The following is a 926-nucleotide window of genomic DNA, read 5'->3' on the forward strand; positions in this document are numbered from 1 at the left end:
CTCGTCATCCACGCCCCCGGCGATCTGCGCGTCGAAGAAGTCGCGACCCCCGAACTCGGCCCCGGCCAGCTGCAGGTGCGCGTGCGCTGCGGCGGCATCTGCGGCTCCGACCTGCACTACTACCAGCATGGCGGCTTCGGCACCATCCGCATCAAGGAGCCGATGGTGCTGGGTCATGAAGTGGCCGGCGTGATCGAGGCCGTGGGCGACGGCGCGGGCGGCTTCGCGGCCGGCGAGCGCGTCGCCATCAGCCCGAGCCGCCCCTGCGGGCTGTGCCGCTACTGCCAGCAGGGCCTGCAGAACCACTGCCTGGACATGCGCTACTACGGCAGCGCGATGCGCACCCCGCACGTGCAGGGCGCCTTCCGCCAGCAGATCGTGGTGGAGCACTGGCAGGCGCACCGGCTGGCCGACACGGTGAGCGATGGCGAGGGCTCGATGGCCGAGCCGCTGTCGGTGGCGCTGCATGCGGTGCGCCGCGCCGGCCCGCTGCTGGGCAAGAGCGTGCTGGTCACCGGCTGCGGACCGATCGGCGCGCTGGCCATCATCGCGGCGCGGCGCGCCGGCGCCACCCACATCGTGGCGACCGACGTCGGCGCGCACACGCTGGGCAAGGCGCTCAAGGTGGGCGCCGACGAGGTCGTCAACGTGGCCGAGGAGCCCGATGGCCTGGCGCGCTTCGCCAAGGACAAAGGCAGTTTCGACGTGCTGTTCGAAGCCAGCGGCAACCAGCGCGCGCTGGTCGGCGCCTTCGATGCGCTGCGCCCGCGCGGCATCATCGTTCAGCTGGGGCTGGGCGGCGAGATGCAGCTTCCGATCAACACCATCGTGGCCAAGGAGTTCGACCTGCGCGGGGCCTTCCGCTTCCACGAGGAGTTCGCGGTGGCGGTGGAGCTGCTCAACAAGGGGCTGGTCGACGTGAAGCC

The 926-nt window shown here is 71.5% G+C and carries 1 protein-coding gene; it reads left to right on the forward strand.

Going from position 1 to position 926, the window contains the following annotated elements:
• The coding region (locus AC3A6B_RS29820; RefSeq protein WP_487840239.1) for an L-idonate 5-dehydrogenase at positions 1-926 on the forward strand (926 nt) is incomplete at both ends.

This window comes from Variovorax sp. Soil_C_33, assembly GCF_057656935.1.